This window comes from Halopiger goleimassiliensis, from assembly GCF_000455345.1.
GTDB lineage: Archaea > Halobacteriota > Halobacteria > Halobacteriales > Natrialbaceae > Halopiger_A > Halopiger_A goleimassiliensis.
Genome location: NZ_HG315690.1, coordinates 1,330,967 through 1,354,485 on the forward strand (window position 1 = coordinate 1,330,967; position 23,519 = coordinate 1,354,485).

General features: G+C 66.6%; 27 protein-coding genes. 16 read left to right on the forward strand and 11 right to left on the reverse strand.

All coding sequences use genetic code 11. From position 1 onward, the window contains the following. Window positions 1-246 precede the first annotated feature (246 nt). From TX79_RS06525 to TX79_RS19230, 3 genes are all read left to right on the forward strand, one after another. Window positions 247-2,019 (forward strand): radical SAM protein, encoded by a 1,773-nt coding sequence (locus tag TX79_RS06525; protein ID WP_049926529.1) that lies wholly within the window; start codon window positions 247-249, stop codon window positions 2,017-2,019. Window positions 2,020-2,149: 130 nt separating this feature from the next. Beyond that, window positions 2,150-2,554, forward strand: a complete 405-nt coding sequence (locus TX79_RS06530) for a TRAM domain-containing protein (protein WP_049926530.1) — start codon at window positions 2,150-2,152, stop codon at window positions 2,552-2,554. 254 nt (window positions 2,555-2,808) lie between these two features. Continuing rightward, window positions 2,809-3,129 carry a hypothetical protein gene (locus tag TX79_RS19230; RefSeq protein WP_154660468.1) on the forward strand — a complete coding sequence of 107 codons (321 nt, stop codon included), beginning with the start codon at window positions 2,809-2,811 and terminating at the stop codon, window positions 3,127-3,129. 180 nt (window positions 3,130-3,309) lie between these two features. Here TX79_RS19230 and TX79_RS06540 read toward each other — a convergent pair whose 3' ends face one another. The 6 genes from TX79_RS06540 to TX79_RS06565 all read right to left on the reverse strand — a co-directional run bounded on the left by TX79_RS06540 (window position 3,310) and on the right by TX79_RS06565 (window position 7,348). After that, a complete protein-coding gene (locus TX79_RS06540; protein ID WP_049926534.1) occupies window positions 3,310-4,074 on the reverse strand; it encodes a heptaprenylglyceryl phosphate synthase in 765 nt (254 codons plus the stop codon). Window positions 4,075-4,158: 84 nt separating this feature from the next. Further along, window positions 4,159-4,869 (reverse strand): YkgJ family cysteine cluster protein, encoded by a 711-nt coding sequence (locus TX79_RS06545; protein WP_049926536.1) that lies wholly within the window; start codon window positions 4,867-4,869, stop codon window positions 4,159-4,161. Between the two features lie 57 nt (window positions 4,870-4,926). Beyond that, window positions 4,927-5,253 (reverse strand): hypothetical protein, encoded by a 327-nt coding sequence (locus TX79_RS19590; RefSeq protein ID WP_195892467.1) that lies wholly within the window; start codon window positions 5,251-5,253, stop codon window positions 4,927-4,929. A gap of 2 nt (window positions 5,254-5,255) precedes the next feature. Then, window positions 5,256-6,047 (reverse strand): Lrp/AsnC family transcriptional regulator, encoded by a 792-nt coding sequence (locus tag TX79_RS06555; RefSeq protein ID WP_049926537.1) that lies wholly within the window; start codon window positions 6,045-6,047, stop codon window positions 5,256-5,258. Window positions 6,048-6,154: 107 nt separating this feature from the next. Beyond that, the gene (locus TX79_RS06560) at window positions 6,155-6,937 is read right to left on the reverse strand and encodes an MBL fold metallo-hydrolase (RefSeq protein ID WP_049926539.1); all 783 of its coding nucleotides are present in this window, start codon (window positions 6,935-6,937) and stop codon (window positions 6,155-6,157) included. A gap of 129 nt (window positions 6,938-7,066) precedes the next feature. Then, the gene (locus tag TX79_RS06565) at window positions 7,067-7,348 is read right to left on the reverse strand and encodes a MarR family transcriptional regulator (protein WP_049926541.1); all 282 of its coding nucleotides are present in this window, start codon (window positions 7,346-7,348) and stop codon (window positions 7,067-7,069) included. A gap of 299 nt (window positions 7,349-7,647) precedes the next feature. On the opposite strand from TX79_RS06565, the gene TX79_RS06570 reads away from it, so the two are divergent. From TX79_RS06570 to TX79_RS06580, 3 genes are all read left to right on the forward strand, one after another. Then, entirely contained in the window at window positions 7,648-8,355 is a 708-nt protein-coding gene (locus tag TX79_RS06570; RefSeq protein WP_049926542.1) for a class I SAM-dependent methyltransferase, read from the forward strand. Window positions 8,356-8,431: 76 nt separating this feature from the next. Further along, window positions 8,432-9,334, forward strand: coding sequence for a glycosyltransferase family 2 protein (locus TX79_RS06575; protein WP_049926543.1), 903 nt, complete (start codon window positions 8,432-8,434; stop codon window positions 9,332-9,334). A gap of 97 nt (window positions 9,335-9,431) precedes the next feature. Next, window positions 9,432-9,614: a hypothetical protein gene (locus tag TX79_RS06580; protein WP_049926545.1), complete on the forward strand. Its 183-nt coding sequence runs from the start codon at window positions 9,432-9,434 to the stop codon at window positions 9,612-9,614. 36 nt (window positions 9,615-9,650) lie between these two features. Here TX79_RS06580 and TX79_RS06585 read toward each other — a convergent pair whose 3' ends face one another. After that, on the reverse strand, window positions 9,651-10,613 hold the full coding sequence (locus TX79_RS06585; protein ID WP_049926547.1) for a DUF368 domain-containing protein: 963 nt from the start codon (window positions 10,611-10,613) through the stop codon (window positions 9,651-9,653). Between the two features lie 197 nt (window positions 10,614-10,810). On the opposite strand from TX79_RS06585, the gene TX79_RS19595 reads away from it, so the two are divergent. Further along, window positions 10,811-11,098 carry a DUF7577 domain-containing protein gene (locus TX79_RS19595; RefSeq protein ID WP_049926548.1) on the forward strand — a complete coding sequence of 96 codons (288 nt, stop codon included), beginning with the start codon at window positions 10,811-10,813 and terminating at the stop codon, window positions 11,096-11,098. 52 nt (window positions 11,099-11,150) lie between these two features. On the opposite strand, the gene TX79_RS06595 is transcribed toward TX79_RS19595, so the two are convergent. Then, the gene (locus TX79_RS06595) at window positions 11,151-12,005 is read right to left on the reverse strand and encodes an amidohydrolase family protein (RefSeq protein ID WP_049926551.1); all 855 of its coding nucleotides are present in this window, start codon (window positions 12,003-12,005) and stop codon (window positions 11,151-11,153) included. 180 nt (window positions 12,006-12,185) lie between these two features. Here TX79_RS06595 and thsA point away from each other — a divergent pair, with 180 nt between their 5' ends. Further along, window positions 12,186-13,730 carry a thermosome subunit alpha gene (gene thsA, locus TX79_RS06600; protein ID WP_049926552.1) on the forward strand — a complete coding sequence of 515 codons (1,545 nt, stop codon included), beginning with the start codon at window positions 12,186-12,188 and terminating at the stop codon, window positions 13,728-13,730. Window positions 13,731-13,835: 105 nt separating this feature from the next. Then, complete coding sequence (locus TX79_RS06605) at window positions 13,836-14,192, forward strand: HalOD1 output domain-containing protein (RefSeq protein ID WP_049926553.1); 357 nt, start codon at window positions 13,836-13,838, stop codon at window positions 14,190-14,192. Here TX79_RS06605 and TX79_RS06610 read toward each other — a convergent pair whose 3' ends face one another. Both TX79_RS06610 and TX79_RS06615 read right to left on the reverse strand, forming a co-directional pair. Continuing rightward, on the reverse strand, window positions 14,193-15,065 hold the full coding sequence (locus TX79_RS06610; RefSeq protein ID WP_049926555.1) for an SAM hydrolase/SAM-dependent halogenase family protein: 873 nt from the start codon (window positions 15,063-15,065) through the stop codon (window positions 14,193-14,195). Window positions 15,066-15,151: 86 nt separating this feature from the next. Beyond that, entirely contained in the window at window positions 15,152-15,670 is a 519-nt protein-coding gene (locus TX79_RS06615; protein WP_049926557.1) for a nicotinamide-nucleotide adenylyltransferase, read from the reverse strand. A 194-nt stretch (window positions 15,671-15,864) separates the two neighbouring features. Between TX79_RS06615 and lonB the strand changes: the two genes are divergently transcribed. From lonB to TX79_RS06645, 7 genes are all read left to right on the forward strand, one after another. After that, the gene (gene lonB / locus TX79_RS06620; protein WP_049926560.1) at window positions 15,865-18,066 is read left to right on the forward strand and encodes an ATP-dependent protease LonB; all 2,202 of its coding nucleotides are present in this window, start codon (window positions 15,865-15,867) and stop codon (window positions 18,064-18,066) included. Next, window positions 18,067-19,077 (forward strand): CPBP family intramembrane glutamic endopeptidase, encoded by a 1,011-nt coding sequence (locus TX79_RS06625; protein ID WP_049926562.1) that lies wholly within the window; start codon window positions 18,067-18,069, stop codon window positions 19,075-19,077. 25 nt (window positions 19,078-19,102) lie between these two features. Beyond that, window positions 19,103-19,513 (forward strand): hypothetical protein, encoded by a 411-nt coding sequence (locus TX79_RS06630; protein WP_081655502.1) that lies wholly within the window; start codon window positions 19,103-19,105, stop codon window positions 19,511-19,513. A gap of 85 nt (window positions 19,514-19,598) precedes the next feature. Further along, the gene (gene arcS / locus TX79_RS06635) at window positions 19,599-21,365 is read left to right on the forward strand and encodes an archaeosine synthase subunit alpha (RefSeq protein ID WP_049926565.1); all 1,767 of its coding nucleotides are present in this window, start codon (window positions 19,599-19,601) and stop codon (window positions 21,363-21,365) included. A 296-nt stretch (window positions 21,366-21,661) separates the two neighbouring features. After that, window positions 21,662-22,063 (forward strand): metal-dependent transcriptional regulator, encoded by a 402-nt coding sequence (locus tag TX79_RS06640; RefSeq protein ID WP_049928310.1) that lies wholly within the window; start codon window positions 21,662-21,664, stop codon window positions 22,061-22,063. An 86-nt stretch (window positions 22,064-22,149) separates the two neighbouring features. After that, window positions 22,150-22,311, forward strand: a complete 162-nt coding sequence (locus tag TX79_RS19600; protein ID WP_195892468.1) for a hypothetical protein — start codon at window positions 22,150-22,152, stop codon at window positions 22,309-22,311. Window positions 22,312-22,314: 3 nt separating this feature from the next. Further along, window positions 22,315-22,611, forward strand: coding sequence for an amphi-Trp domain-containing protein (locus TX79_RS06645; protein ID WP_049926567.1), 297 nt, complete (start codon window positions 22,315-22,317; stop codon window positions 22,609-22,611). Between the two features lie 15 nt (window positions 22,612-22,626). Here TX79_RS06645 and dpsA read toward each other — a convergent pair whose 3' ends face one another. Further along, window positions 22,627-23,172 carry a DNA starvation/stationary phase protection protein DpsA gene (dpsA, locus tag TX79_RS06650; protein ID WP_049926569.1) on the reverse strand — a complete coding sequence of 182 codons (546 nt, stop codon included), beginning with the start codon at window positions 23,170-23,172 and terminating at the stop codon, window positions 22,627-22,629. Between the last annotated feature and the right edge of the window lie 347 nt (window positions 23,173-23,519).

The following is a 23,519-nucleotide window of genomic DNA, read 5'->3' on the forward strand; positions in this document are numbered from 1 at the left end:
TCTAGCGTCACGAGACCTATCAACGTCGGGGTTGCGGCACGTGACTTCGCGGGGAGCGTCGCCCCGATAGTTGCTATCTGTCGGGGTCGAGAGTCGTGGGTGACGCCCATCCGGAAAGCCCCCGACACGTTCGAGTCGGGCTTTCGGTGGGACTGAAAGGGGCTGCCGTTCGCGCCGTGAAGCGACGCGAACGGCAGGGGCTTTCGTGTAGTCACCGTTTTACCCCTCGAGGCGCTACCGGCTCCTATGACTGACCCCGAGACGCTGTCGGTGACGCTCGTCGACGGCTACGTCGACGAGCCCGCACACTTCGGGGTGCCGCCGTACATCTCGACGTATCCGCGGTACACGGCAGGGGCGCTCGTCGATGCGGGCGTCCCCCGCGAGCAAATTACGTATCACACGATCGACGGCCTCCGCGACGAACCGGACCGCTGGCGCGACGTCGACGAGGCCGACCTGATGATCTACCTGGGCGGGATGACCGTTCCCGGGAAGTACGTGGGCGGCACGCCGGCCGAACCCGACGAGGTGCGGGAACTCGCCTGGACGGCGGGCGGGACGAGCCTCATGGGCGGCCCCGTCAAGTTCGGCGTCGGCGACGAGAACGCCGGGGCCACGGAAACGGAGCGGCAGGACTTAGACTTCGACTTCGTCGCGAAGGGCGACGTCGAGGCCGCCGTCTACGACCTCGTCGAGAACGGCCTCGAGGGCTTCAACGACCGGATGCGCGACGTGGAGGAGGTGACCCGGTGGGCACGCGAGGGGGCGTTCGTCGTCGAGCAACACCCGAACCACCCCGACTACCTCATCGCCGAACTCGAGACCTCCCGGGGCTGTGCGTACCGCTGTTCGTTCTGTACGGAACCGCTGTACGGCAACCCCTCGTTCCGGCCGCCGGAGACGGTCGTCGCCGAGGTCGACGCGCTCTCCGATCGCGGCGTGAAACACTTCCGGCTCGGCCGACAGGCCGACATCCTCGCCTACGGCGGCGACGGCGAGGCCCCCAACCCCGACGCCCTGCGCGAACTCTACGGCGGGATCCGCGAGGTCGCCCCCGACCTCGAGACGCTCCACCTCGACAACATGAACCCGATCACGATCGTCGAGTGGCCCGAGAAGTCGCGGGAGGGCATCCGGATCATCGCCGAACACAACACGCCGGGCGACACGGCCGCGTTCGGCCTCGAGTCGGCCGACCCGGTCGTCCAGGAGGAGAACAACCTCAACGTCAGCGCCGAGGAGTGTTTCGAGGCCGTCAAGATCGTCAACGAGGAGGCCGGCTGGCGACCGGGAGAGGAAAGCGAGGCGCGGAGCGCCCCGGGAAGCCGAGCGGCGAAGCCGCGAGGCCCCTCGACGGGCGACGACGCGCCGCGTCGCCTCCCCAAACTCCTTCCCGGCATCAACCTCCTGCACGGCCTCAAGGGCGAGCGTGAGGAGACCTACGAACGCAACATGGCGTTCCTCCGGCGGGTCTACGACGAGGGCTACATGCTCCGCCGCGTGAACATCCGGCAGGTGATGGCCTTCGCCGGCACCGACATGAGCGATACGGGAGCCGAAATCGCCAAGGAACACAAGAAGCTGTTCAAGCGCTACAAGCGGCAGGTCCGCGAAGAGATCGACAACCCGATGTTAGAGCGCGTCGCGCCACCAGGGACCGTGTTGCCCGACGTCCACCTCGAGTACCACCAGGACGGCAAGACCTTCGGCCGCCAGCTCGGCACTTACCCGCTGCTGGTCGGGATTCCGGGCGAGCGCGAACTCGGACGGACGATCGACGTGGCGGTCGTCGATCACGGCTACCGCTCCGTCACGGGCGTCCCGTACCCCCTCGACCTCAACGCCGCATCGATGGACGAACTCACGGCCATCCCCGGCGTCGGCGACTCGACCGCCGGCGACATCGTCGTCAACCGTCCGTACGACTCGCCCGCCGAGGCCGACGTCGACCTCGATGTCGATCTCGAGGGGTTCGTGACCACGGGCGGGGCTGACGCCCCGACGAACGCCGACTGATCGACGGACGGCACGGGGACCGCGGGCGTCGAAACCGTCCACAATCGCCGCGTTTCGCGTGAATTCCCGCCTATTTCCGTCGGTACTACTATTATGGATGAGATTCAGAGGTGACAGTGAGGGTCTACCTGTGGAAATATCTGAAAAACTCCTGTGTCTGTTCAGTACGGAAGTGTCGGCAGAGGAGGACCGATACGTCATCGAAGTACCACGTCAGGAGGTCGAGACCGGCGACATCGATCCGGGTGAGGTCTACCGCGTCGCCCTCATCTCTCGAGCGGAGGCGGACGAGGAGGGCGAGGCGTCCGCACAACCCCAGAGCGCACCGTCGGAACCACAACCACCCGTCGACGTCGGCGAGACGCGCTACGTCGAGATCGAGGACATCGGCAAACAGGGCGATGGCATCGCCCGCGTCGAACGCGGGTACGTCATCATCGTCCCCGGTGCCGACGTCGGCGAACGCGTCAAGATCGAAGTCACGGAGGTCAAGTCGAACTTCGCGGTCGGCGAGATCATCGAGGAAACGTTCTAGAGACCAGCTTTTTGCGGTCGGTCGGCACAGCCGACCGCGTGGCGGCTTCGCCGCCAGGGAACGAGGTTGCGGGCCGGCGGCCCGCAATCCCCTCGCGCAAACATCCGGAGCAAAACAGTCCGATCGCGGCCAGCGGCCGCGATCGGTGAAACGGCGCACGAAGCGCGCCGTACACCTCTCTCAGTCCCCTACTCGAGCGCGGGTACACGTAACTTCGTCACGGGAGTGTCCGGAAACAGCCTCGAGAGGACGGTATGCAGGAGCACGAGGGCACCGAGGACGCTACCGTAGAGGACCGCGACCACCGGGGCGAGGAGGACGCCGCCAACGGGAGCAGTGAGGACGTAGAGGGTGGCGACGACGAGATACAGGACGTACCCGCCGAGCCAACCGAGCAGCAGCGATGCCCCGATACGAAGCAGGCCGGTATCGCCCGGACGGACGCGATCGTCGGCCCCGACGACGGCGGCACCGAGACGGACCAGATGAGCGACGGCGTCGATTACCACCGAAAGGGCGAGAACGCCCGGGAAGACGATCGAGGCGACGATCCACAGGTCCGTCGAAACGGCTAGCCACCTGGTCGATAGCGACAACTCGAGTACCATCACGACGGCGAGGACACAGGTCAGCAGCGCGCACGCTCCTTCGAGCGAGCGGCGACCGACCGGCGGTACGAACTGGAGGGCAAGCATACTGACAACGTCGAGTGAAAACCCAATGAAATTTCCGGCGTCGCCGACCGTCGACGATCGCTACGTCGGGATCGTCTCGCGGAACGTCTCGGGATCGTCGTGGAAACAGTCGCCGACGACGATGGCGTCCGCGCCGGCCTCGAGGATCTCCTCAGCTTTCGCGGCGCTGTCGATGCCGCCGCCGTAGAACAGCGTCGTCTCCTCGAGATAGCGAGCGGCCGCCTCGACGTCCTCGGGACCGCCGTAGGTGCCGGAGTACTCCACGTAGAAGACCGGGAAACCGTAGAACGCCTCGGTCGCGAGGGCAGCGCCGGCGACCTGTTCCGGGGTATACTGATCCTCGACACCGGCCTGGTCGGCCGCCGCCGATGCGAGGTTCTGGACGACGTAGGCCTCCCCGACGAGTTTCGAGGCGAGGTCAGCCACGACCTCCTGTCCCTTCGATTTGACGAGACCCCCAACCAGCGGTACGTTCGTCCCGAACAACTCGTCGGGTTTCTGTCCAATCTCGGTGAAGAGATCGAGGTGTTTGCCGACGAAGTGTTCGCGATCACCGTTGTAGACGGCCGGTACCGCAATCGCGTCGACGCGATCGATCGTCGTCCGCGAGACGTGGTCCGAACCGTTGGGCTCCTGCAAGACCGGCATCTCCGGGTACTGCTCCTCGAGTGCGTCGATCGTCTCGAGGACGTTCGCCTCGGTCACACCGTCGGAGCCACCGACGAGGATCATATCGGTCCCCTCGAGGACCGAGAGATCGCCCGGCAGCGACTTCGCCGGATCGACCTTCGTCACGTGGGTAATCGCGTCCCAGTCGATCTGCATGCCCGCCCCTTCGAAGGGGGAGGTAAATTTCCTGTCGATCCTCTCGTCGGCGTGACCGTCCGCGCGATCCCCCCTGGAACGGCCTCACTTCGGGCGCTCGAGCGGCGATCCGTCGGGCCGCTTCGCCCCTTCGGAGTCGTGGACGACGACCTCGCCCGGGTCGGGATCAGCCGGTTCGTAGGCGTCGCGCACCGCGATGGCCTCCTCGAGTTCGCGGATCGCGCGCTCTTTGAGCGCGCGGGCGAGGTCCTCGGCGTCCTCTCGGGAGATGTTCCGGCCGAGGCCCTCGCACTCGTGGGCGCGGACGACCCCCTCCTCGTCGACCGCCTCGCCCATCGGCTGACTGGTCCCCGCCAGCGCCACGCTGAACGGGTACGTCCGACAGATCAGCGGTCGATCTTCGTGGGCGACGCAGGCACCCGTGCCGTCCTCGTCCTCGGCGTAGAAGGCGCAGTCGCCACAGCCGTCGGTCTGGAGCGCCCACTCGAAGGTCTCGCCCTCGAGGCCGTCCTCGTGCTCGGTGAGGCCGTAGGGCATCGGCCGGGCGACGTCGCGCCAATCGCGCTCCGAGGCGTCCGGGACGTCGCCCCCATCGCCGTCCACGTCGGCGGTCTCCGCCGCCTCGAGGGACCGTACTTCGTCGGGGAAGACCGTCGCGGTGTGTTCTTCCTCGCCGTGGCCGGTACAGCAGGCCCCACAGCGGGTACACTCGAAGCCGATCGACTCGATCGCGTCAGCGAGGGCGTCGATCGACAGCGCCCGAGCGTCCTCGAGTTCGGCTTCGAGCGGTTGCACACTCGGGAGTAGGCGTCGACGGAGAAAAGTCGGTCGGTGACGGGATCGTCGTCGGCGTTACGCGGAGTCGGGGCTGACCCCATCGGCGTCTGCGGCGTCGTCTGCTGCCGATTCGCCTTCGTCGGCCGTCGCGTCGGAATCGTCACCCGTCGCGTCGGTCACGTCGGTAGCGTCACGCGCGTCGTCCCCATCGGACTCGTTACCCTCCTCGGAGGGGAACTGGTAGGTCGCGATCTCGGTCGCCTCACAGACGGGACACTGGTCGATCGCCTCGTCGAACTTCGACCCGCAGTGGCGACACTCGTGTAACACGGCCGCCTCGGGATCGACCGCCGAATCGGACTCCCGCTGGAGGAACCCGGGGAGGAGTCTGTCGACGGGCATACTCACTGGAGCGACGAGGACGCCGGTCGGCCGTCCGGCCCCTCGAATCCGTTCAGCGTCAGTTCGTCGCTGCCGTCCGGCGAGAACACCGTCACGACGTCCTGGGGACGGATCTCGGTGTCCCCGTGGGGCGTCAGGACGGCGTCGTCGCGCTCGATCGCCACGACGAGGGTCCTGTCGTCGAGAATCCCCTCCTCGGCGGCGCGCTCGAGCGTACAGCCGGCGATCGGGGCGTCCTCGTGGACGGTCACCTCGACGACCTCGGCACCGCCGGTGAGGCTGATGTAATCGGCCAGCGGTTCGAGGCGACGCCGATCTGCTGGCCCGTAGGGCGCGTACGGGAAGGTGTGTTCGTTCTGGAGCAGGAACTCGTCCTCGATCTCGACGCCGACGTTCTCGAGTTCGCGGCCGATGCGTCGCAAATCGCTGGTATCGCTGCCGACCGCCAGCACGTGGAGGTTCATCCGGCCGCCCATCAGTTCGCGGACGTTGATCACGCCCGGGATGGTCCCGATCTTGCGCGCCGCGCCCTCGACGTCGCCGAAGGGCGCATGACAGCAAAAGAGGTTCATCAGGGAACCGTCGGCCCGTTCGAAGTCGACGGTGGCGTGGTAGCCCTCGATGATCCCGTGTTCCTCGAGTTGGGCGATCCGATTGCGGACCGTCGCGCCCGAGACGCTGACTTCCTCCGCGATCGCCGGGGCCGACGTGTTTCGCGCGTCGGCCATCAATGCGTGGACGATCCGTCGATCGATTTCGTCGAGTCGATAGCTACCGCCGGTCCCGTCTCCCATAGGGACGACTGTGACATCGTTCACTATATACTTATGGGACTTTCTGTTTCGGAAGCGTATCCGCCGGGTGTTTTCGATCGAAAAGCGCACCGACTGGGCCACCCGTCTCAGACACACCGTGCCCGCGATCCGTCCCACTCCACTCGGCCGTCGACCGCGAGTTTCTCGAGGTGGGCCTCGACCGTCGCCGTCGCGAGGTCGCGGACGCCCGCGAGGTCCTTCTCGTAGGCGGCGTCGACGATTTCCTCGAGCGTGGACGCGCCAGCCTCGACGGACTCGAGAACGCGTCGTTCGCGCCGATAGCGGTGGGTGAGGAGGCGTCGGAGCGTCGATCGAGGGTCGTCGATCGTCGGTCCGTGGCCGGGCAACAGTGCGGGCGGGTCGATCGCGTGGAGTCGTCGCAGCGTCGTCAGGTACGCCCGCACGTCGCCCTCGTTGGCCCCGACGACGACGCTGCCCTCGGCGACGGCGCAGTCGCCACAGCAGATCGGCCCGCCGCTGCCGGCCTCGAGCGCGACGTGATCGGGCGCGTGGCCCGGTGCGTCGAGGATTCGGACCCGTTCGTCGCCGAGGGGAATCGTCGTCCCCGGGACGTAGGTGCGGTCGGGTTCGCACCCGGTCGCCTCGCGGAACCGCTGCGTACGGCCGTCGCGCGCCCAGACGGTCGCTCCGGTCACGGACGCATAGGCGTCCACAGCGCCGACGTGATCGGGGTGGGCGTGGGTCACGAGGACGTGTTCGACGTTCCGATCGGCGACCGCGCGGTCGAGGTCGTCCGTCCGTGCGGCGGGGTCGACGAGTACCGCCTGCTCTCGACCGAGCACGTACGCGTTCGTCTCGCCCGTAGGCGCGCGCGTTGCGACCGGAACGGAAACCCGAGCCCAATCCATACAGGGAGGTCACGTCCTCGAAAAAAGTAGGTGTCGGACGACGACCCGCCGACCGCCCGCGGCGACCGGTTGGTCACCCAGACCGCACCGGTCGAAACTGCCCCTGCGTCTCGAGGCGGCGAGTGCCGATCAGTGCTTGAGGTAGTAGACCTGTTTGCGCGCGTCGCGGAAGCTGTACCGGGAGCCGACCAGATCGACTTCCTCGAGGCGATTGAGCGCGTAGCGCACGGTACGATCGGGCAGCAGCGACTCCTCAGCGAGTTGCCCCTGTGAGAGGGGCGACTCGGTCTCGAGGACTTTCGCGACGAGTTTGGCACTCGGCGGGAGGTCACGCAGGCGCTCGCGGTATTCGTCTTCCGAGAGGGTTTCCTCGGCGGCGGTGGCACCGTCCTCAGCTGTACTCATGCTCATACCCACGTGGGCGGAATCGTCGATGGTAAAGCTTCCCTATATGCAGATACGAACAATCCAGTTTGTATAAGGGATACCAATGGAGTATTAACACAGCAAGAAATCGTCCGCCCGAACCCCCAATGAGGCAGTTTTCACGAGTCAGCGCGCATCACGACCACCGTCCGGGACGCTGGGACGGTCGCTGTCACGTCGATAGCAGTGCGAGTGTCGGCCGAAAGTAATTGAACTATTGATATGTCGGCGGCGACTGTAGTCCAGTATCGTTTTATCCTACCGGAATAGTAGTTGCGCCCAGTGTGAAAGGACAGGAGTGGTACCAGGCCGACGAGGTCGCCGAGGAGTACGACGACAAGCGCTTCTCCAAGGGCGGCCAGCTCATCGACCGCCGGGAGAAGGAGGCGGTCCTCGAGGCGATCATGCCCGTCGAGGATCGCAACGTCCTCGAGATCGCCTGCGGGACCGGGCGGTTTACCGTCATGCTCGCCGAGCAGGGGGCTGACGTCGTCGGACTGGACATTTCGGCTGCAATGTTACAGCAGGGGCGGACGAAGGCACAGAACGCGGAACTGAACGGGACGCTCGAGTTCCTGCGGGGGGACGCGGGACGACTGCCGTTCCCGGACGATCACTTCGATACCGTGATCGCGATGCGATTCTTCCACCTCGCGGACGATCCGGAGGCGTTCCTGCGGGAGATGCGACGGGTGTCGACCGACCAGATCGTCTTCGACACCTTCAACCGATTTAGCGCCCGCAGCGTCTACAACTGGGCGTTGCCGATGGGGTCGCGACTCTACTCGAAGAGCGAAGTCGCCGAGTTGCTCGCGAAGACGGACCTGACGCTGGTCGACGTCGAGGACGACTTCCTCGCGCCCTACGGGCTCTACCGGTCGATTCCCAACGGACTCGCCTCGCCGATCCGGAAACTCGACACGGCCGTCGGCGGCCACCCGATCACGGATCACTTCGCGTCCGTCTCCTACTGGAATACGAAACTGCGGTGACGACTACCGCCGGTGGGTGCGTTCCCGCCGACGCGACCCCGCTCTTTTTTACTATCGGGGCGTTCTACCCAGTAGTATGAAGCTCTCGGTAGTCGTCTCGACGCTGAACGACCGAGAGCAGTTACTCTCCTCGCTCGACGCCCTCGCCGAGCGAACGCCGTCCTCGACGGAGGTAATCGTCGTCAACGGGCCGTCCTCGGACGGGACCTCCGGCGTCGTCCGCGAGCGGGACGACGTCGACGTCCTCGTCGAAATCTCCGAACGGAATCCCAACGTCTCGCGCAACGCCGGTCTCGAGGTCGCGAGCGGCGACGCCATCGCCTTCCTCGCCGGCGAGTACACCGTCTCCCACAGCTGGTACCCCGCCATCGAACGGACGATCACCGGCGAGGGGTCGGTCGCCACCGGGCCGGTGACCGGTGACCGACGGGTCGACGTCGGCCCCGACGACACCCACCGGGTCGCCGGCCGGAACGTGACGCTGTTCGCCGGCGACAACGTCGCCTTCGACCGCACCGCCCTCGAGGCGCTGGACGGCTTCGACGAGTACCTCGAGGTCGACGGCGCGCGCGACTGCGCCCACCGGGTCGCCGGCCTGGGGTTCGACGTCGGCTGGGACCCCGAGATGGCCGTTCGCAGCGAGGTCGGGACCGACGGCGGGCAGACCGACACCGACTGGGGGTCGGTCTACCGCGGCCTCGCGTACCGACTGGCGAAGAACTACGGTCCCCGACCGACGGTCGTCGCCCGCACGCTCGGCAGCGCGATCCGCGACGGTGCGGGCGGCCTCCGGCGGATCCTCTCCGGCGACGCCACTCCGACGGGGTGGGCCTCGGACGGCTTCGACGTCCTCACGAACCTCACGGGCGGCTTCCGGGACGGCCTCCGCGCCCGGTACAGCGACCGGTCCGCGCGACGGAACCCGAACGGTCTCTCGGTCAGACACGACCGCGCCGTACGCAAGTACGATCGGCGCTGACAGTCAGCCGCTCGAATGACCACCACTTTAAATAAATATCGGAAACCGTACTATTGAGAAGGATAAGTAGTTATAGTTGGAATAAGAGTAAAGCAGCATGGAATCAACGAGAATCCTCGTTGGAATTCTTGGATTGCAGGTCACCATCGCGGCCGGGATGATTGAACTCATTGAACAGTTCACTTCTGCAGCGGAGGGCTTTTGGATCATTCTCATGCTCGTAGGGATCCTCATAACCGCCTCCGCGTTCGGCATCGGTCGTGCGTCGACGAGTCAGTAACTTCCGACGTCACGTCCGATCGATTCCGGATAGCCCTTACTCGGGATCGAAGCCGCCGGCGAGTCGGTCGAGCGCGAACAGCGCGACCGCGCCGACGAGCGCCCACGCGCCGGTCATCGCGAGCACCTCGCCCGTCAGGGCGTGGGCTTCGGCGACGTTGTGCATCGGTGCGGGGACAGAGCCGGCGATGAGGCCGACGAGAAAGAGCAGCGTCGTCGTGCGGGCGCGCTCGAGCGCGCGTCTGACGAGCTGGGCAATACTGAAGAGACCGACGAGCCCGCCCGCGGCGAAGAGGACGACGGTCGTCCCGGGGCCGGCCATCGCGGCGGTCGATCCGGCACCCGTCACGAGGTCGCCGACCGAGCCCAGAAAGGCGCTCAACTGGTCGGAGAGGTAGACGTACTGGCCCAGCAGGATCAGGATGAGCGATCCCGAAATACCGGGGAGGATCATCGCGCTCACCGCGAGCGCACCCGAGAGGAAGACCAGCGTCGCGCCGCTGCCGGGCAACTCGAGTACGTTGGCGCTGACCAGCAGGGCGAGCGCGACGCCGGCACCGGCCGCGACCGCGTGCTCGAGGGCGTCCATCGGCAAACTCCGGAAGAGCACGATCGCCGAGGCCGCGATCAGCCCCGTGAAGAAGCCAAACAGGGCGAGCGGGTAACTGTCCGCCAGCGTCGAGACCGCGCCGGCGATCAGTGCGACCGCAGTGACCATCCCGACGCCCAGCGGTAACAGGAACTGGAGATCCATCTCGAGCAAGGCGGCGCGGGCGCGGTCGCGTCGCTGCGGGTCGTACCCCCGGAGGACGGTCGCGATGCGGCGCGGCGTGATGGCGGTAATGGCGGCGATCAGTCGGCTGTAGACGCCAAGCAGGAGGGCGACGGTCCCGCCGGAGACGCCGGGGAGGGCGTCGGCGGTGCCCATACAGAGCCCGTAGGCGTAGATCCGTAGCGTCTCTCGTCGCTTTCGTACCTGTCGTCGGAGTGTGTGTCGCATGCTCACTGGAGCCCTCGTGCTCGACGTGGCCGGACGACCGCCGTCCGCGTCGTCGACGTACCTATCGGATGTGCCAGCAGGAGCATAAAAGAACCTCACTCTTGCAGCGCGTACGAGAGGGGCATCTCCCCCACTGCGGTCGAAACACGACGGCGGCGCAACAATTTTAGCCGTCGATCACCCAGCCTCGAATACGGATGGACCCGGTAGTCGTGGCCTACTGGCTCCTGCCGATCGTTGCCTTCGTGCTGTTTCTGGGGGCCTACACGTATTTCGTCTACCGACGGCTCGATCAGCGAGCGACGGAACTGTCGAAGCGCCGCGAGGCGGCCATCGACCGCGAGTCGGGGTCGGTCGTCTGTCCGGACTGCGGTGCGGAGAACGACCTCGGATACACCTACTGTCGGCGCTGCGTCGGCGAACTCCCCGGCGGAGCGAACCACCGCCGGACGGGTGGCTCTCCGGCGCGACGCGGCATCGTCTGATCGGACCGGACGCGTTCTTCCGACCCCCAGCAGCGATCCCCTCGAGTCCGGGTCACCTGACGTTGACGTCCGGCGCGAGCGCGTCGACGATCCGGCAGGCGTTTTTCGAGAAGACGCGTCGTAGCAGGTCCTCGCTCACGTCGAGCGTGAGGATCTCCATGACGGCCACGTCCGGGTGGCAAGCCGGCGCGCCGCTGCCGAAGAGGACGCGATCCGGGTGTTCGAGGACCGCCCGCTCGAGGATGTCGCGGTACCGGACGAAACTCGTCTCGACGTAACAGTCGTCGTACTCGTCCAGCAGGTCGATCATCTCGTGCATCAGCGACCGGTCGAGCGGGTGGCCGCCGAACTGGGCGACGATCACGGGGAACGAGCGATCGAGGAGGGTATCCGCGAGCACGGACGGCGGGGCGTCGTCGCCACCACGGACGATCACTGGGAGGCCGACGTCCTCGAGCGCGTCGAGGACGTCCTCGTCGGGGTAGTCGTCGACCGTCGGATCGAGGACGAAGCCGTGAAACCGGTCGTCGTAGGCGTACTTCTCGACGTCCTCCGGGGAGGTGTGGTGGTCCTTGCGACTGCTGACGGCGTTGTGTAGTCGTCCCGCGGCGTGGCACTCCGGCCGACGGGTGCCGTTGATCCGGGCGAACGCGACGAACGACCGATCGACGCTGTATCGCGCGACGCCGTTGTTCCCGGCGAGGTAGCTCCGCGCGGATTGTGAGTGTGCCGGTCGTTCCGTCCGCGACGGCGGGAAGACGATCGACCGCGTGATCCCGGCGTGGCGCATCTCCCGCTCGAGGCGGTCCGGCGTGCTCGTCGAGCGGGCCCCCATCCCGCGGTCCCCGTCCGGCGCGAGTCGGGCGTAAACGTCGACGACCCGAAACCCGTGTTCCAGCTCCAGCATCCACTCAGACCCATACAGGTCGACCCATATTTTGCTACCGGCTTCCGCGTCGGTCGCGGCCGACGGCGGGAATCGCCTGACGGAGGGACGCCCGGAGGGAAACGTTTATATAGAAGTGCTGACGACATGCTTAGTGAGGATCCAACTATGGCACAACAGCGACGCATGGGCGGACAGCCTATGTTTATTCTGAGCGAGGACAGCCAGCGAACGCAGGGTCGCGACGCCCAGTCGTCGAACATCATGGCCGGCAAGGCCGTCGCCGAGTCGGTACGCACGACGCTTGGCCCCCGCGGGATGGACAAGATGCTCGTCGACTCGGGCGGCGACGTCGTCATCACGAACGACGGCGCGACCATTCTCAACGAGATGGACATCGAGCACCCCGCGGCCCAGATGATCGTCGAAGTCGCCGAGTCTCAGGAGGAAGAAGTCGGCGACGGCACGACGACGGCCGCGGTGATCGCTGGCAACCTGCTCGGTGAGGCCGAAGACCTCATCGAGCAGGACGTCCATGCGACGACGATCGTCGAGGGCTACCACGAGGCGGCACAGATCGCTCAGGAAGCCATCGACGAGGAGATCCAGGAGGCCGAAGTCGACGACGACGTCCTGAAACAGGTCGCCGAGTCGAGCATGACCGGCAAGGGCACCGGCGGCCTCACCGCCGAGACGCTGGCCGAGACGGTCGTCGAGGCCGTCCGCCACGTCGAGAGCGACGACGGCGTCGCCCGCGAGAACGTCGCCGTCCACACCCAGATCGGCGCTTCCTCGAACGCGACCGAACTCGTCCCCGGCATCGTCATCGACGAGGAACCCGCCCACGACGCGATGCCCGACGTGGTCGAGGACGCCTCGGTCGCCATTCTCGACGTCGAACTCGACCTCCGCACCGGCGAGGTCGACGCCGAGTACGCCATCGACTCCATCGACCAGCTCAACGCCGCCATCGACGCCGAGGAGAGCGAACTCCAGGGCTACGCCGACACCATCGTCGACACCGGCGTCGACGTCGTCTTCACGACCGACGACGTCGCCGACCGCGTGGCCAACGCCCTCGCGGGCGAGGACGTCCTCGTCTTCGACGACCTGAGCGACTCCGACGCCAAGGAGGTCGCCACTGCGACCGGTGCCAGCCGCGTCGGCGCACTCGAGGACCTCGAGGAAAGCGACTTCGGCCAGGCCGACCGCATCAGCACCGAGAACTTCGGCGACGACGACCTCGCGTTCGTCGAGGGTGGCGCGGCCGCCGAAGCGGTGACGGTCTTCGTCCGCGGCGGCACCGAACACGTCGTCGACGAACTCGAGCGCGCGATCGGTGACGCGCTCGACGTCGTCGCGACCGCGCTCGATTCGGGCGAGGTCGTCCCCGGTGCCGGCGCGACCGAGATCGCCATCGCGGACAAGATCCGCGAGGAAGCCGCCGGCATCGAGGGCCGCAAGCAACTGGCTGTCAACGCCTTCGCCGACGCGCTTGACGTCGTTCCGCGCACGCTCGCCGCCAACACCGGCCAGGACCCCATCGACGCGCTCGTGGACCTCCGTGCCGCCCACGACTCCGAGGGTCGCGCCGGCCTGATCACCAACGGCGAAGCGGTCACTATCGACGATCCCTTCGAGTACGGCGTCCTCGACCCCGCCGACGTCAAGCGCGAGGCTATCGAGAGCGCCACCGAGGCCGCGACGATGATCGTTCGCATCGACGACGTCATCGCCGCCGAGTAACGTCGCTGTCCGCTCCGTTTTTCCCTAACCGCCCGACGTCGTCGGGATCCGTGTATCAATCGGCCAACACTGTTAAGTGTTAACACAGAATATCCTCGAACTGTGATGTCCGGAACCGCGCCAACGGATCGCCTGACGCCGGTCGACGACGACGGCGGGCGGACGATCTACTACCACGACCGAGCGGGGACCTACCACGTCTGGTGCGACGAGGCCGACTACGAGCCCGTCAGCCTCGCGCTCCTGGTCGCCGTCTCGTCGATCCGCGGCGTCGAACCGGAGGAACTCGAGCCGCTATCGGAGCGGATCGATCCGGACGCGTTGAACGCGTTGATCGACCACTGGCGGGCCGACCGGCCGCATTCGGTCGAGGGCTCGATCTCGTTTTCGTTCGCCGACTGTACGGTCACGATCAGCGCCGACGGCGAGATCGTCATCGATCCCGAACCGTCGGCCGGCTGATCAGGCCGCCTCGAGCACCACGCGATCCCCGGCCTCGAGGCCGAAGGCTTCGTCGCCGCGGCCCCGGTTGACGTCGAGTTCGACGTTGCCGTGGCTGCCGACGGTCGCGAGGCGCTCGCCCGGGTCGACCGCGGCGAAGGTCTCGCCGACCGGCACGATTTCGCCGTCGGCCACAATTTCGTTGCGACCCTCGAGGAACCGACCCGGCACGTTCGTGATGACGTTGCCGAAGCCGTCGACGACCATGACCTCCCCGACCGCGCAGTCCGGGTCCGACGGTGCGGGCTCGAGCGTCGGAGCCGGCAGTTCGAGGTCGACGTACTCGTCGACCGGCGAGAGCGTCGACAGGTCCTCGAGTGCGTCCCGATCGGCGTCGTGAACGGCCGCCGCGGCGGGCGCGAAGACGTCCCGGCCGTGGAACGTATTGCTCGCGGGTCTCCGTCCAGTTTCGGATCGCCCGCTACTATCGCCGTGCTCCCGTCCGAGACCCGATCGGGGCGTCGTCCCCCTACCCGTCGGTTCGACGGGCTCGAGGCTGGTTTCGTCGATCACGTAGGTCTCACGATCGTCGGCGGGTGCGAACCGCCGCGCCGCCGGAAGCAAGACGCCGTTGTCCGGCCCGACGAGGACGTGCTCGCCGGCACGGACGACGATCGCATCTCGATCGGTCCCGACGCCGGGGTCGACGACCACGAGGTGCGTGGCGGGCGGAAAGTACGGAAGGACCTCCCGCAGCCAGAACGCCGCCGCGCGAACGTCCTGACGCGGGAAATCGTGGGCGACGTCGACCAGTCGGGCGTCGGTCCGCTGGCAGAGGACACCCTTCATCGCCGCCGGGTACGGACTGCCGAAATCGCTCGCGATCGTGATCATACGGGCGCGTACGTGCCGGTCGGCAAAAGTCGCCGTGGCTCGCGGTCGCCGGCACTCGAGCGGGCGGCCACAACCAATATCGGCTGTTACTCCCCGTTCGAGTCCGAATTGCTGATCATCTGGATGCGTTCGATGCCGCCGATCTCGTCGACGACCTCGACGACGGCGTCGGGAACCAGCGACTCCCAGTCCTCGCCCTCGATCATCCGCTGGCGCACCTCCGACCCCTCGAGTACCTCGCGGTTGAACATGGGGGACTGGCGGACCTCGATGCTGGCCTCCCGGAAGAGCTGGATCACGAGGGGGTTGTTCGAGTAGGCGACGTCGAAGTCGGGACTCATGCTCTGGACGTGGCTCACCCAGACTGAGTTGCGATCGAGGTCCTCGATGGGGACGGCGTAGGTGACGAGATCGGTGTCGACGAGCGACTTGGTGATCATCATGATTCGCTCGCCCGCAGTGAAGGGGTTGCGAACGGAGTGGGAGTCGTCGGCGCTCCCGATCCCGAGGACGAGTTCGTCGACGTCCTCGGCGATCCGAGCCACCATGTTCCGGTGGCCGTTGTGAAACGGCTGGAACCGACCGATGTAGAACCCCCGGGTCATACCGGACGTTGCTCGGCCGCTACGCTTAAACGTGGCGAGTCTTCCCGATCAGCCGCAGCGATCAGCGCGTGTCCGACGAGCCGATCGGCCCCGTTGACGGCCCTGGGAGCCGGATTCGAGCACTGACACGATCCACCGCATGGAGAAAGTATATCAGTAGCAGTCCCTTCGAATCAGATACCGAACAGAGTTCTATGAGCAACGATACGAACGTTGACGACCCTCCCGAAGACGCTTCGGACGCCGCTCGCGACGGGGACCAGCCCCGCTCGCAGGAGCAATCCGACCAGCGTCAGGGAGCGCGGTCGCCCCACGGCGAGGAGGCCGACCACGACGAGGCGGTCGACTCCGACGGGGAGTCCGGCCGCGACGACGTCGACGAGATCGAGGACCCGATCGACGCCTACGAGCCCGAGGACGACGGCGACGACATCGAGACCGTCGAAGACCTCGGGAGCGAGGTCGACGTCGATCCCGGCGTCAAGATCGACGAGGAAAACGCCGAGGACGATCTCCTCGGCGGCCTCCAGATCGACACCACCGAGGACATCGAGGTCCCCGACCGGCTCGTCGACCAGGTGATCGGGCAGGACGAGGCGCGTGACATCATCATCAAGGCGGCAAAACAACGTCGCCACGTGATGATGATCGGCTCGCCCGGGACGGGCAAGTCGATGCTGGCGAAGGCGATGAGCCAGTTGCTGCCCCAGGAGGACCTCCAGGACGTCCTCGTCTACCACAACCCCGACGACGGGAACGAGCCGAAGGTCCGGACCGTTCCCGCCGGCAAAGGCGAACAGATCATCGATGCCCACAAGGAAGAGGCCCGCAAGCGCAACCAGATGCGGACCATCCTGATGTGGATCATCATCGCGATCATCATCGGGTACACGATCATCGCTCCAGTCAATATCCTGCTCGGCATCATCGCCGCAGGTGTCATCTGGCTGATCTTCCGCTACACTAGTCGCGGTACGGACGCGATGGTGCCCAACATGATCGTCGACAACGGCGACCAGCGCCAGGCCCCCTTCGAGGATGCCACCGGAGCCCACGCCGGTGCGCTGCTGGGCGACGTCCGCCACGACCCGTTCCAGTCGGGCGGCATGGAGACGCCCAGCCACGACCGCGTCGAACCTGGCGCGATCCACAAGGCCAACAAGGGCGTGCTGTTCGTCGACGAGATCAACACGCTCGACGTCCGCACCCAGCAGAAGCTGATGACGGCGATCCAGGAGGGCGAGTTCTCCATCACGGGCCAGTCCGAGCGCTCCTCGGGCGCGATGGTCCAGACCGAGCCCGTCCCCTGTGACTTCATCATGATCGCCGCGGGGAACCTCGACGCGATGGAGAACATGCACCCCGCGCTGCGGAACCGCATCAAGGGGTACGGGTACGAGGTCTACATGGAGGACACGATCGAGGACACCCCCGAGATGCGGCGCAAGTACGCCCGCTTCGTCGCCCAGGAGGTCGAACGCGACGGCCGCCTGCCACACTTCACCGACGACGCCGTCGAGGAACTCATCCTCGAGGCCAAGCGTCGCTCGGGCCGGAAGAACCACCTCACGCTGCACTTCCGCAGCCTCGGTGGCCTGGTGCGGGTGGCCGGCGACATCGCCCGCGCCGAGGACAAGGACTTCACCACCCGCGAGGACGTCCTCCAGGCCAAGAAGCGCTCGCGCTCGATCGAGCAGCAACTCGCCGACGACTACATCGAGCGCCGCAAGGACTACGAACTGCAGGTCACCGAGGACGGCGTCGAGGGACGGGTCAACGGCCTCGCGGTCATGGGCGAGGACAGCGGCATCATGCTGCCCGTCATGGCCGAGATCGCCCCCGCCCAGGGTGGCGGGCAGGTGATCGCCACCGGCAAACTCCAGGAGATGGCCGAGGAGTCGGTCCAGAACGTCTCCGCGATCATCAAGAAGTTCTCGGACGTCGACCTCTCCGAGAAGGACATTCACATCCAGTTCGTCCAGGCCGGCCAGCAGGGCGTCGACGGCGACTCCGCCTCCATCACGGTGGCGACGGCCGTCATCTCCGCCCTCGAGGACATCCCCGTCGACCAGTCGGTCGCGATGACCGGCTCGCTGTCGGTCCGCGGTGACGTCCTCCCGGTCGGCGGCGTCACGCACAAGATCGAGGCCGCCGCGAAGGCCGGCTGTGACAAGGTCATCATCCCGAAGGCGAACGAGCAGGACGTGATGATCGAAGAGGAGTACGAGGAGATGATCGAGATCATCCCCTGTTCGAACATCAGCGAGGTGTTAGACGTCGCGCTGATGGGCGAACCGAAGAAGGACTCGCTGGTCGACCGCCTCAAGTCGATCACCGGCTCCGCGCTCGATAGCAGCGCGGTCGGTGCCAGCGGTTCGAACCCGAGCCCCCAATAGATGCCACAGTGGACGGCGTTCGCCGCGATCACGGGCGTCGTCCTCGTGTTGTTACTCGCTCTTTCGCACCTGACCCAGTCAGCGTTCCCTACCGACGGCGACGACTCGAGTGACGACGCGTCGGCAAACGACGCCATCGACACCGCTGACGAGACGAGTGGGAGCGACGGTACCGAGCCACCCTCGCCGTTCGACGACACGCCGTTCGAATCCGCGACCGGCGTGGATTCGTCGGACCGGAACTCGACCATCGCGAGTAGCGACGACGGGGCCGGTACCGACGCCGAAACCACGCCCACCGACGAAGCCGACTGCAACGACCACGACGACGACGTCCCCCTCGAGACGGATCGACGCGAACTCCGTCCCGGCGACCAGTCGAGCGAGGAACTCGCCCCCGACGCCATGTCCACGGGGATGCTGCTCGCCAACGTCGCGCTCTCGCAGGGGCTGTTCGCGCTGGTGTTGCTCGGCGGCATCGTCTACACGGGGATCCCCGCCGACGCGCTGGGGGTCGCGTTCTCGTGGGCCTACCTCGAGACCGGACTGCTCGTCGGGACCGGTGCCGGATTCGTCCTCTACGTGGCGAACGAACTCGGCGCGGCGCTGGCGACGCGGTTCGGCTTCGACCACGACGAGGGGCTTCGGGAACTGCTCGCACCCGACACGCCCCGCGGCTGGGGGGTCCTGCTGGTCGGCGTGTTACCCATCATCGCCGCCTTCGAGGAACTGCTGTTCCGGGCGGCCCTGGTCGGTGCGTTCTCGGCCGGGTTCGAAATCTCCCCGTGGCTGCTGGCGGTCGTCTCCTCGGTCGCGTTCGCCCTCGGGCACGGCATGCAGGGCTCGGTCGGCGTCGTCGTCACGGGCCTGCTCGGGTTCGTGCTGGCCGGCCTGTTCGTCGTCACGGGCAGTTTCCTCGTCGTCGTGGTCGCCCACTACTGGATCAACGCCCTCGAGTTCCTCGTCCACGAGGGACTCGACCTCGAGTGGGCCGAAACCGTCGCCAATTAAGGCGTCGGCCCCGCTCGGATGGCACATGAGCGCTCGAGCGATGTCACAGCGCGTGTACCGCCTGCTGTTCGTCGGCGTCGCCGTCTACTTCGGCCTCTTCGTGCTGGCACAGGTGACCCGAAACTCCCTGGTCTACCTCGCCGGCGAGGCCGTCTTCGGGCTGATCGCCCTCGGTCTCGGCACGGTGTTGTTCCGCCAGGCCGACCGGCGGACGTCCGTGATGCTCGCGGCCGCGGTCGCACTGCTGCTCGGCGGCGCGAGCCAGTTCGCTTACCTCACGTTGTCTGCAGCGAGCGCGAGCGGGGCCGCGGACCTCTTCGAGTTGGCGGCGCTGTGCTCGCAACTCGCCTCGGTCGGCGTCTTCGTCGGCGTGGGGCTGTACATCTACGTCGTCTGGGTGGCGAACGACGGCTCCGGCGGCGTGGCCGGACGGTAGCGTCGGTCGACACCACCCGAGCGGGCCTCGAGGGTGGCCGACCGCGACCGACAGCCTCTTTCGCGTGCCCCCACCCAGTTCTCCTATGACCGACTATTTCGAAGTACACGCCCGCGACGGGGCCGCGCGCGTGGGCGAACTTCGCCTCGAGGAGCCCCGGACGACGCCGGCGCTCGTCGACGACCTCGTCGAGGACGCGGGGTCGCTCTGGGCGAGCGACCGCGAGGTCCCCGAGGGCGACGAGTCGCAGTTGACCGTCCTCCCGCACCGGGCGTTCCCGGGCGGCACCGCCGAAGAGGTCCAGGAGTCGTTCGCCGTCGACTACCCCGACGTCGACTACCCCAGCGTCGCCGTCGTCTCGAGCGAGAGCGCAACCGACCAAGGGACGGACGCCTACGCGCTCTCCGACGTCCAGTCGGTGACGGGTCACGGCGCGGCCCTCGTCGAGGCCGTCGTCTCCGTCCGCGAGGCGATCCCGGCCGACACCGCCCTCTACGTCTCGGGCGTCGCGACGCCGCGCAACGTGGCCCTGCTCGCTTACGCGGGGATCGACCTCTTCGACGCCACGGCCGCCGTCGTGAAGGGGACCGAGGGCCGGTATCTGACGACCGACGAGGCCTATTTCCTCGAGGACCTCGACGAGTTGCCCTGTTCCTGTCCCGCATGTCGAAAACCCCGCTCGGCGTTCACCCGCGAGGACTGCGCGGAACACAACCGCAACGCGCTCGAGGCCGAACTCGCGATCGTCCGCCGTCGGATCCGCGACGGTCGCCTCCGGGATTACGTCGAGGGACAGGCCCGTCACGACCAGTGGCTCACCGCGGCGATGCGCGAACTCGACGCCCAGTGGGGCTACCTCGAGGAGCGTACGCCGATCCTCCGGGACGCCCAGATCGCGGCGGCGACCGAGGACACCCTCCACCGCGTCGAGATCCAGCGCTTCGCCGACCGCGTCACGACCCGCTATCGGAATCGGTTCAAGAACCCGCTGGTGCTGGTCCCCTGTTCGGCGACGAAACCCTACAGCGAGTCCCAGAGCCACCGGCAGTTCCACGACGCGATCCAGTGGCGCGCCCACCTCGTCTCGATGACCTCGCCGATCGGCGTCGTCCCGCAGGAACTCGAGACGACCTACCCGGCCCAGCACTACGACACCGTCGTCACGGGCCGGTGGTCCGAGGACGAGAAGGGATTCGTGAGCGAAGTGCTGCGCCGGTACCTCGAGCGCAACCGCGACACCTACCCGTACGTCATCGCCCACGTTCCCGACGAAGGGTACCGCGACATCGTCGAACGCGTCGAGAGCGATTTCGACGACCTCGCGTTCACCTACACCGTCCCCGAGGGCGGCCACCCGACCGACGACGAGTCGCTCACGAACCTGCAGGAGGCGCTGTCGGGCGAACTCAAATACTCCAAGCGCGAGCGGGAACACAACACCGTCCGCGCCATCGCCGACTACCTGCTCGGGGACGGTGCCGGTGACGACCTCTTCGCGGACATCACGACGACCAGCCGGTACCCGAAGATCCAGGTCCGCGACCGCGAGGAGACCCAACTCGCCACCATGGTCCCCCAGTACGGCACCCTCTCCTTTACGCTCGAGGGCGCGAAGCGGTGGGTCGACAGCGACGCGCCGGTCAAGCGCGTCGAGATCGACGGCTTCGTTCCCCACGGGAGCGTCCTCGCGCCGGGCGTCGTCGACGCCGACGAAGACATCCGGGTCGGCGACGAGGTCGTCGTCGAAGGGCCGAAGGCGTTCGCCGTCGGCCGCGCCGAGATGTTCGGCCGGGAGATGGCCGAGAGCACCCGCGGCGTCGCTGCCGAGATCCGCCACGTCGAGGAGCGGTGACGCTGGGAACGGTACCACGAGGACCGGTCACGCGACGAGAGCGAACGACTCGCGTCCGAAACGGGGTCACGGGTCGCTTACCGCGACCGCGGTTTAGGCAGACCTAATTTCCGAAAACGCTTTAATGTTTTAGGCGAGCCAAAACCTATGGACGGCGCTGTGGAGCGACTCGCCCGTCGCTGTCGCTCACGGCCGATGTGCATCGCCCGAGACGGCCGTCGGATCCCGTCGTGCCGTCGAAACCGGACGCCGGCGACGCGGGGCCGACCGATCGCTCGCGAGCGGACTCGAGCGGGATGACCGACGCCTCGCAGTACTTGCTCGTCTGCTATCTCGAGGCGCGAGCGGACGGCGAACCGGTCGCCCCCGGCGACGTCGCGGAGCGACTCGACCGGTCGCCGGCGGCGACGACGGAGATGCTCCAGCGACTCGAACAGCGGGGCTACCTCGCGTACGAACCCTACGAAGGTGCGACGCTGACGGCCGCGGGGCGTCGGGAGGCCGAATCGCTCTACGACTCCTACGTCGTCCTCGCGGAGTTCTTCCGGACGGTGCTCGAACTCGAGGACCCGGATCGGGAAGCGATCGAACTCGCGGGCCACGTCAGTTCACTCGTCACCGATCGCGTCGCCGAAACCCTGCTCGAGTCCGACACCGAACCCGACGATCACGGCGGACCGTCGCTCGAGCGCTCGTGACCTATCACCTGAACGGGGTCTGTCCGACCCCGCAACCGACCGACGAACCGAACGTGTTTTGTTTTAGGTCGGCCTAAACACTCGTGATGTCGACTGCTCGCCGACCGCAGGACCACGCAGACGACGAAGCCCGATCCGTGCCGGCGATCGCGGTCTGTGAAACCCGGCCCGGTCGAGCGGTCTTCCTCGAGTCGAACAACGACGACGGCTGGATCGCCAGCGATACCATCGTGGACGTCCAACGATAACCGATGACAGCAAAAGACACGAACGGCTCCGACGAACGGACCGTCATCCGACCCGGGCGGGACTTCGAGCGGGAGTACCGCCTCGACGCGAGCGAGGCGGGCGCGTTCCTCGTCGCCCTGGGCGAACAGCTACAGGAAGGAGAGCAACTGACAATCGTCGACGACGAGTGGGAACTCCCGTTCGCGTTCGGCGACCCGGTCGAGGTCGAACTCGACTTCGAGGGCGTCGGCGACCCCGAACTCGAGATCGAACTCACACTGCCGGGTCACTCCGACGACAGCGCGCCGAGCGTCGAGTAGTCGGTGTCTCGGCCGTCAGTGCGTCGCCGACTCGAGGACGAGGGTGTCGTCCTCGAGGTAGTGTTCGACGTGGTGGGCGTGTTCTTCGATCGTCACCAGTTGCTCGCGCAGCATCTCGGCGGTGGCGTGGTCGCCCAGCCCCTCGGCGAGTTCGATGTGTTCGCGGTAGCTCTCGATGATGTCGCCCATCATCTCGAGGTCGTTCTCGAGCGACGTGCGGACGTCGTAGACGTCCTCGTCTTCGGATTCGACGGTCGCCTTCTCGGCCAGCGTCGTCATGTTCGCGTGCGGGACGCCGCCCAGCGCCTGCAGTCGCTCCGCGAGGTCGTCGGCGGCCTCCTCGACGTCCTCGTAGACCTCCTGCAGGAAGACGTGGAGGTCGAGGAACTCCGCTCCCTCGACGTTCCAGTGGTGCTTGTGTAGCTGGTGGTAGAGGACGTACGCGTCCGCCAGGTCGCGGTTCAGCGCGTCGACGATCTGCTCGGCCTTCTCGGGCTCGAGTCGCAGCGCGTTCTCCTCGACGGTACCGGCTTCCTGTTGGACGGTCTTCTGGGTACTCATCTCGTTACCGAATTGGAACTGCTCCGCCTTATAACTTTTCAATTATCTTATCTTTTTTCGTACTGCCTAGATTCGGGGCGGCGAACGGGGTCGTCTCTTCGGAGGAGGCCCACAACGCGAGTCGTCGTGGTTCCACGGTCGTGTGAGAACAGAGGTTAATCAATCAGAATATAAACACGTTCAGTGGCTGGTCGTCGAGACGGGAGCAGAGTGCCGGCTCAGTCGCCCGGACACTCCTTGAGGAGGTGTTCCCGATAGATCGCGACGGGAACGCGAGCGCCACAGTAGTCACACGTCCGCAGTTCGCGCGCGTCGTCGGATTCGTCCGTCATGGTCAGTAAATCGGT

What these genes read in the sequence shown, in the direction of transcription:
- TX79_RS06525 (WP_049926529.1), top strand. Translation starts at nt 247, where the DNA reads ATGACTGACCCCGAGACGCTGTCGGTGACGCTCGTCGACGGCTACGTC.
- TX79_RS19230 (WP_154660468.1), top strand. Translation starts at nt 2,809, where the DNA reads ATGCAGGAGCACGAGGGCACCGAGGACGCTACCGTAGAGGACCGCGAC.
- TX79_RS06540 (WP_049926534.1), bottom strand. Translation starts at nt 4,074, where the DNA reads ATGCAGATCGACTGGGACGCGATTACCCACGTGACGAAGGTCGATCCG.
- TX79_RS19590 (WP_195892467.1), bottom strand. Translation starts at nt 5,253, where the DNA reads ATGCCCGTCGACAGACTCCTCCCCGGGTTCCTCCAGCGGGAGTCCGAT.
- TX79_RS06555 (WP_049926537.1), bottom strand. Translation starts at nt 6,047, where the DNA reads ATGGGAGACGGGACCGGCGGTAGCTATCGACTCGACGAAATCGATCGA.
- TX79_RS06560 (WP_049926539.1), bottom strand. Translation starts at nt 6,937, where the DNA reads ATGGATTGGGCTCGGGTTTCCGTTCCGGTCGCAACGCGCGCGCCTACG.
- TX79_RS06565 (WP_049926541.1), bottom strand. Translation starts at nt 7,348, where the DNA reads ATGAGCATGAGTACAGCTGAGGACGGTGCCACCGCCGCCGAGGAAACC.
- TX79_RS06575 (WP_049926543.1), top strand. Translation starts at nt 8,432, where the DNA reads ATGAAGCTCTCGGTAGTCGTCTCGACGCTGAACGACCGAGAGCAGTTA.
- TX79_RS06580 (WP_049926545.1), top strand. Translation starts at nt 9,432, where the DNA reads ATGGAATCAACGAGAATCCTCGTTGGAATTCTTGGATTGCAGGTCACC.
- TX79_RS06585 (WP_049926547.1), bottom strand. Translation starts at nt 10,613, where the DNA reads ATGCGACACACACTCCGACGACAGGTACGAAAGCGACGAGAGACGCTA.
- TX79_RS19595 (WP_049926548.1), top strand. Translation starts at nt 10,811, where the DNA reads ATGGACCCGGTAGTCGTGGCCTACTGGCTCCTGCCGATCGTTGCCTTC.
- TX79_RS06595 (WP_049926551.1), bottom strand. Translation starts at nt 12,005, where the DNA reads ATGCTGGAGCTGGAACACGGGTTTCGGGTCGTCGACGTTTACGCCCGA.
- thsA (WP_049926552.1), top strand. Translation starts at nt 12,186, where the DNA reads ATGTTTATTCTGAGCGAGGACAGCCAGCGAACGCAGGGTCGCGACGCC.
- TX79_RS06605 (WP_049926553.1), top strand. Translation starts at nt 13,836, where the DNA reads ATGTCCGGAACCGCGCCAACGGATCGCCTGACGCCGGTCGACGACGAC.
- TX79_RS06610 (WP_049926555.1), bottom strand. Translation starts at nt 15,065, where the DNA reads ATGATCACGATCGCGAGCGATTTCGGCAGTCCGTACCCGGCGGCGATG.
- TX79_RS06615 (WP_049926557.1), bottom strand. Translation starts at nt 15,670, where the DNA reads ATGACCCGGGGGTTCTACATCGGTCGGTTCCAGCCGTTTCACAACGGC.
- lonB (WP_049926560.1), top strand. Translation starts at nt 15,865, where the DNA reads ATGAGCAACGATACGAACGTTGACGACCCTCCCGAAGACGCTTCGGAC.
- TX79_RS06625 (WP_049926562.1), top strand. Translation starts at nt 18,067, where the DNA reads ATGCCACAGTGGACGGCGTTCGCCGCGATCACGGGCGTCGTCCTCGTG.
- TX79_RS06630 (WP_081655502.1), top strand. Translation starts at nt 19,103, where the DNA reads ATGAGCGCTCGAGCGATGTCACAGCGCGTGTACCGCCTGCTGTTCGTC.
- arcS (WP_049926565.1), top strand. Translation starts at nt 19,599, where the DNA reads ATGACCGACTATTTCGAAGTACACGCCCGCGACGGGGCCGCGCGCGTG.
- TX79_RS06640 (WP_049928310.1), top strand. Translation starts at nt 21,662, where the DNA reads ATGACCGACGCCTCGCAGTACTTGCTCGTCTGCTATCTCGAGGCGCGA.
- TX79_RS19600 (WP_195892468.1), top strand. Translation starts at nt 22,150, where the DNA reads ATGTCGACTGCTCGCCGACCGCAGGACCACGCAGACGACGAAGCCCGA.
- TX79_RS06645 (WP_049926567.1), top strand. Translation starts at nt 22,315, where the DNA reads ATGACAGCAAAAGACACGAACGGCTCCGACGAACGGACCGTCATCCGA.
- dpsA (WP_049926569.1), bottom strand. Translation starts at nt 23,172, where the DNA reads ATGAGTACCCAGAAGACCGTCCAACAGGAAGCCGGTACCGTCGAGGAG.